The sequence below is a fragment of the bacterium genome (assembly GCA_040755795.1).
Classification (GTDB): domain Bacteria; phylum UBA9089; class CG2-30-40-21; order CG2-30-40-21; family SBAY01; genus JBFLXS01.
Genome location: JBFLXS010000219.1, coordinates 1 through 6,697, shown reverse-complemented (window position 1 = coordinate 6,697; position 6,697 = coordinate 1). Strand labels below are relative to the sequence as shown.

Annotated in this window: 8 protein-coding genes; all 8 read left to right on the top strand. The window is 35.3% G+C overall.

Going from position 1 to position 6,697, the window contains the following annotated elements; all coding sequences use genetic code 11:
• Positions 1–101, top strand: a 101-nt coding sequence (locus tag AB1414_13250; GenBank protein ID MEW6608390.1) for an RtcB family protein, incomplete at its 5' end; no start/stop codon positions are given.
• Positions 102–721: 620 nt separating this feature from the next.
• Positions 722–1,525, top strand: a complete 804-nt coding sequence (locus AB1414_13245) for a rhomboid family intramembrane serine protease (protein ID MEW6608389.1) — start codon at positions 722–724, stop codon at positions 1,523–1,525.
• Positions 1,526–2,038: 513 nt separating this feature from the next.
• Positions 2,039–2,305 (top strand): hypothetical protein, encoded by a 267-nt coding sequence (locus AB1414_13240; protein ID MEW6608388.1) that lies wholly within the window; start codon positions 2,039–2,041, stop codon positions 2,303–2,305.
• Positions 2,295–3,059, top strand: a complete 765-nt coding sequence (locus AB1414_13235) for an exosortase/archaeosortase family protein (GenBank protein MEW6608387.1) — start codon at positions 2,295–2,297, stop codon at positions 3,057–3,059. Before AB1414_13240 ends, AB1414_13235 begins: the two co-directional genes overlap by 11 nt.
• On the top strand, positions 3,049–3,693 hold the full coding sequence (locus AB1414_13230) for an exosortase C-terminal domain/associated protein EpsI (GenBank protein MEW6608386.1): 645 nt from the start codon (positions 3,049–3,051) through the stop codon (positions 3,691–3,693). The genes AB1414_13235 and AB1414_13230 overlap by 11 nt, the downstream gene beginning before the upstream one ends.
• A 17-nt stretch (positions 3,694–3,710) precedes the next feature.
• The gene (locus tag AB1414_13225) at positions 3,711–4,904 is read left to right on the top strand and encodes an HD-GYP domain-containing protein (GenBank protein ID MEW6608385.1); all 1,194 of its coding nucleotides are present in this window, start codon (positions 3,711–3,713) and stop codon (positions 4,902–4,904) included.
• A gap of 140 nt (positions 4,905–5,044) precedes the next feature.
• Complete coding sequence (locus AB1414_13220) at positions 5,045–5,188, top strand: hypothetical protein (protein MEW6608384.1); 144 nt, start codon at positions 5,045–5,047, stop codon at positions 5,186–5,188.
• A 605-nt stretch (positions 5,189–5,793) separates the two neighbouring features.
• Positions 5,794–6,504, top strand: coding sequence for a DUF3307 domain-containing protein (locus AB1414_13215; GenBank protein MEW6608383.1), 711 nt, complete (start codon positions 5,794–5,796; stop codon positions 6,502–6,504).
• The last annotated feature ends 193 nt before the right edge of the window (positions 6,505–6,697 follow it).

Below are 6,697 nucleotides of genomic sequence, written 5' to 3'. Positions count from 1 at the left end.
AGGCATATAAGGATGTTACACAGGTAGTTAATGTCCTTCATAATGCCGGCATCGCCAGACGAGTAGCTAAATTAAGACCACTTGGTGTGGTTAAAGGATAATAAATTGTTGTAAGCGTTCAGCCATCAGGTGTCAACACTCAGATGGTTACTGCTCATTCTTCACCCCTCATTTTTCACTCTCCTTTTCTTACACGACTTGAACGCTTATAGCACTTATTAACCGAAATTTGACATAGAGCCGATTGATTTATGAGCGAATTAGAGATTAGAAGATTAGAAAAATTGGGCTCTAGTGTCGTGTTGAACAAACAACGCACGGAATTTGATTCTGGTAACTGGTAATTGGTAACTGGTAATTAAATACCGTTCGGCTGAGGTAATCGGTCAGTTATTGGTGGGAGAAAGGCATAAAGATTAAATTTCCCGCTAAGGCGCAAAGAACGCAAAGGAATAAATTATAATCTTTGCGAACTTTGCGTCTTTGCGAGAGAAAATTTCTATTTAGTTTTTACCACTGATAACTGAGGGATTATCGGCTGATCTCAGGACGAAACTATTTAACCAATTACCAATTACCAGTTACCAATTATCCGTTTGCAGGTTACGAAACCTGATGATGCCCCGTGCAAAACTTACTCAACACGACACTAGCCATTCTAAGTAAAGTTTTGATTAATAACTGCTATACATAAAGTGAATACAAAAGGATGGTAAGGTGTATGTATCCATATTATTATCAAACAGGATTTGGTTATCGATTGACTTCTGGAGTAAAAAAACTGATTATCGTTAATGGAATTATATTCATAGTCCAATTATTTTTCTTAAATCAACTTATTGGTTTTTTGGGATTAATTCCAATACGAGTTTTTCATGAATTTATGCTGTGGCAAATCTTTACCTATATGTTTTTACATGGGGATGTTTTTCATATCCTCTTCAATATGTTAGCCTTATGGATGTTTGGAACTAATATCGAGGCAGTCTGGGGAACAAAGAGATTTGTTCGCTACTACTTCTTAACAGGTATCGGTGGTGGAATAGCCACCTGCCTTTTATCCCCTAATGCAACTATCCCTTCAATTGGCGCATCAGCCGCTATCTTTGGCATATTAGTCGCTTATGGAATGATGTTTCCGAATAATATCATATTACTTTTTGGGTTGTTTCCAATGAAGGCAAGACATTTCGTTATACTCTTTGGAGTCCTTGAGTTCTTCGCTTGTATAAAGCATACACCTGATGGCATAGGCCATTTCGCTCATTTAGGCGGGATGGTAGTTGGATACCTTTATTTGAAGAATATCTTAAGTTGGGAAAAAATAACAAGAATCACTGCGGAAGCAAAAAATAAGAGAAAAGAAAAAACGACAGAAAACAAAAAGGTAGAAGTCCGTCTTATCAAAGAACGGATTGATACCTTATTAGATAAGATATCCAGTCAAGGAATGGATAGTTTGAGTAAAGAAGAAAAAGAGTTTTTAAAAAAGGCAAGCAATTTCCTTCAGGAACATAATTTGTAAGCGTTCAGCCACAGAGGCACAGAGTTCACAGAGAATTAAGGGAATTAACCACAAATGGACACGAATTATAGCACTTATTAATCGAAATTTGACATAGATATGGCTATGAAATTCCAAATCACAAATTCCAAATTCCATTTAGTGAATTAGTGAATTAAGCGAATTAGCGAATTAGTAAAATCTAATCTCTAATTCACTAATCTCTAATTCGCTTTTTGGTATGTGGAATTTGGTGCTTATTTGAGATTTGGTGCTTGGAATTTGGGATTTTTCCCTTATCCACTCTGAGTAAAATTTTCACTAATAACTGCTATATTCCCTCTCTGTTCTCTGTGACTCTGTGGCTATATCCTGAACGGTTACCATAATTTATAACTAAACCTCTGTGGTGAATAAAAATTGCCTTATGGAAATAAAAATTGCCAGAGGCGTAATGCTTTGGATTTATTAGACTTATGGACGGATGCGGAAGGGAAAAAGTAGGTAGGAGGCTAGTGTCGTGTTGAGTAAGTTTTGCACGGAGTATCATCAGATTTCATAACCTGCAAACGGATAATTGGTAATTGGTTAAATAACTTCGTCCTGAGAGCAGCCGAACGGTATTTAATTACCAGTTACCAATCACCAGTTACCAGAATCAAATTCTGTGCGTTATTTGTTCAACACGACACTAGGAAAAGAGTAAGTGGTTATGATTATCCGGTCAAAGATAAAAGTTTGGATAGTGGTTATTTTGGTCATCCTCGTGTATTTACCAACCTTTTTCTGGATGAAATATAAATATTTAGAAGGGGAGTCAAACTATACTCATGGTCCATTAATTCCCATTGTCTCCTTATTCTTAATCTGGAAAATGAAGGATGAGTTAAAAAAGATACCAGTTATCTCCTGTGCAAAAGGATTAATACTATTTTGTGCAGGATTATTAATTCATCTGGTAAGCCGTTGTTTTTTAATAGACTTTGTCAGCGGTTTTTCACTTATTATTGTCATTTTTGGACTATGTTTATATCTTTTAGGGGCTAAAATGACCAGGAAACTTATTTTCCCAATAAGTTTCCTGGTTTTTATGGTTCCTCTGCCGGAGGTATTTACGCTTTTTTTAACATTTCATCTTAAGATGTTTGCAACCTACTGGGCGACTGTCTCTATAAATTTAATGGGTATCCCGGTATCTATGGAAGGAGCAAGAATAAATTTACCGGATGATTTCCTTGAAGTTGGTGAACCGTGCAGTGGACTCAGATCTTTAATTACACTTTTAGCCTTAGGGACACTATTTGCCAATATTTTATCTATATCATTTTTAAGGAGAATTATTCTATTTTTCTCTGCTGTACCTGTGGCTATTTTATCTAATATCGTGAGAATAATTTTCCTGACACTCATCACTTATGTCTATGGTCATGAGGCTGCATTAACAGAACCAACGCATACCCTCGCCGGATTATTGGTATTTATCATCGCCTTAATAGGATTAGGCGCAATTGGAAAGGTTTTAACCTGGCATAAAAAGGGAAAAGATGGAAACTAAAAAAAATTATACTATAGTCATAGTTTTATTATCTGTGGCGTTATTAATTATAATTTTTCTTTCTTTACCTTCACCACCGATTAGAGAAACCAATCTAAAACATTTTCCAAAAATAATTGGTGAATGGAAGGGTGAGGACTACCCTATTGAAGAGAGGGTTTATAAGATGTTAAGGAAGAGTGATTTACTTCTGCGAGCATACACAAATACAAAGGGGGATACGGTTTTACTTTTTATCGTGGCAAGTAGTGTCAATCCAGAGGCATTTCATCCACCAGAGATTTGTCTTACAGGGGGAGGGACGCAGTTTCTTAAAAAAGAGATAGTTCAAATTCAAATTAATCAGGGAAAGATTGGATGTAATAAATTATATATTAAAGAAAAAGATGCCGAACTCCTTACAATCTACTGGTTTAGAGTTGGTAAAAGGAATACGCATAGTTATTATATTCAACAATTGAATATAGTTTTTGATCAAATAAGACGAAAAGATAGTGTTGCCGCGATGATTAGAATCAGTAGTCTTGTTGAAAAGGGAAAAATAGATAACATAGTCACCCTCGAGGAGAATTTTATTAAAGAGATATCTCCGTTACTTGATAAATATCTTATGATGGGGACAAATATCCCCTAATAGAGGTTATATCAGATATGAAAGATGACATAAAATTAGCCCAAAGGCAATTAGAAGAGATAAGGGGAAAAATTGGGACAAGCGAAAAGTTTAATGCATTTGAGAAATCTTTTAAAAATATCTGTCAACGAGTCTATGATTTAGAATCATTAATTGAAGTTAGTCAAATTGTCAACTCGACATTGCAAATAAAGGAATTATTACCCTTGATTATGGAACTGACGACTAAACTGATGAAAGCAGAGGCATCTTCGTTAATGTTAATCGAAGATGAGCATTTTGTTTTTGAGGTTGCTATTGGCGAGAAAAAGAATGAGTTAAAAGAGATTAAATTACCTATTACTGAGGGAGTAGCGGGTTGGGTAGTTAAAAATAAACAGTCCCTTTCCATCAAAGATGTTAGTCAGGACACGAGATTTTCTCGAAAGATTGATGAAGAAATTAAGTTCGTGACGAAATCACTTCTATGTGTGCCATTATTGATTAAAGATAGGGTAATTGGAGTAGTCGAGGCAATCAATAAAATTGGGGATGAGGGATTTTCAACCGCTGATTTAGAATTATTGCAGGCAATGGCTAATCAAGAGGGAATTGCGATTGAAAATGCAAAGTTGTATGAAGACCTGAAAGAGCTATTTTTTAATAGTATCAAAGCCTTAGTGACCACGATTGAAGCCAAAGACCCTTACACCAGAGGCCATAGTGAACGAGTAATGCAATATTCTCAAGCAATTACAATGAAATTAAATTTGAATGAAAATGAAAAAGAAACCATTAGATTGGCAGGATTACTTCATGATATTGGCAAGATAGGTATTAATGAAGATATTATTAGAAAACCTGGTAGATTGACAGAGGAAGAATTTGCCGAGGTAAAAAGACATCCCGATATTGGGAAAGAGATTATTAAGCCAATAAAACAGTTAGATGCTATTATTCCTGGTATTTTACAACATCATGAGCGATATGATGGAAAAGGGTATCCCTCTGGGGTAAAAGATGTAGAGATATCTCTAATGGGGAGAATATTAGCCATTGCCGATACTTTTGATGCTATGACCTCAGATAGACCATATCGTCAGGGGTTACCACATCAACGGGCGTTAGATGAATTAAAGGAGCAGGCTGGATTCCAATTTGACCCTGATGTAGTCAAGGCATTTTTGCAGGCGTATGACGAAGGATTGATTACCGTAGTGAGGAGCGAGTAGTGAGCTAATCATTACCCACAAGTTGGGTAACAAGATGAGGTAAGCAAGGATAAACTATGAAGGGGAGATTAGAGATTGCAGGAGAGCGGAGTGAGTGGCAAAATTCCAAATCACAAATTCCAAAATACAAATAAATTCCAATGACCAAAATTCAAAATTCCAAACAATATGATTTAGAAGAAAGAACTTATCAATTTGCTCAAGAGGTTGCTTTATTCTGTAAGAAACTACCTAAAACTATTACTATAGCAGTTATTAGTCAAAATTTTACTCACAGTGGATAAGGGAAAAATCCCAAATCCCAAGCACCAAATCTCAAATAAGCACCAAATTCCACATACCAAAAAGCGAATTAGAGATTAGTGAATTAGAGATTAGATTGTAAGCGTTCAGCCACAGAGGCACAGAGTTCACAGAGAATTAGAGAAATTAGCCACAAATGCACACGAATTATAGCACTTATTAATCGAAATTTAACATAGATATGGCTATGAAATTCCAAATCACAAATTCCAAATTCCAAACAAATTCGAATGACCAAAATTCAAAACATTACCCCCCATAGTTTGGTATTTAGGACTTGGAATTTGGTGCTTATTTGAGATTTGGTGCTTGGAATTTGGGATTTTTTCCTTATCCACTCTGAGTAAAATTTTGACTAATAACTGCTATATTCCCTCTGTGTTCTCTGTGACTCTGTGGCTATATCCTGAACGGTTACATTAGATTTTACTAATTCGCTAATTCGCTTAATTCACTAATTCACTAAATGGAATTTGGAATTTGTGATTTGGAATTTATTTGGAATTTGGTGCTTGGAATTTGGAATTTTTATCTAATCTGTCCACTAAAAGATGTGGGTAATGATTAGAGTAGTGAGGGAGGGAAAATGATTATTTTTTATCAATTATTATTAGTTCATTTAATCGCAGATTATCCATTACAATTTAATGAATTATTCAAATTGAAGGTAAGGAGTAAATGGGGTGTCTTACTCCACTGTGGAATTGTGGGACTAATAGCTATTCTTTTCTTGTTCCCTTATATCCTTTGTTTCAAGATGTGGCTGGCAATCTTTATCCTCGTAATCTCCCATTTCCTGATTGATTATCTCCGAATAGTCATTACGACTAAAACACAGACAGATAACCTCTGGATGTTTTTGTTAGACCAGTCTCTACATATAATTGTTATGTGGTTTATTACCTTAATTATTCTTTCTATCCCTGAATCTACCATCAAAATACCTGAATTTACAAGAGGCGTGCTGAAGGATAAAATTATACTCTTAACGGCAAGTGGATTTATTGCCGGTGGCTATTTTGGGGCAATAGTCATTCATTATTTAAAAAAGATGATTAGTGAGGATTACTCATCTCAGGCATTAAAGACTAAAAGATACGGAATAATCGAGCGACTATTGATTATGACTTTAATTCTTATGCCCAGTCTATTCTTTCTCTTCATCCCCACTATCCTTATTGCCAGAATGGTCATTTCCAAAGAAAGAGAAGAAGAATATAGTTTATTTGACAGTATTGCCAGTACATCTATTGCCGTAATTTTTGGATTAATATTAAAGATGTTTGTCTGGGAATAATACTTGCAAAAAAAATATTGACAATATGATTATTTTAGTATAAACTATGGTTTAGAGAAATCAGGAGTAACCGTTCAGGGATATAGCCACAGAGTCACAGAGAACACAGAGGGAATATATAACCACGAATGAACACGAATAATAAAAAGATTTGTAGTGCGAGGCTTTAGCCTCGCTTCTGGCAAGCAGGAAA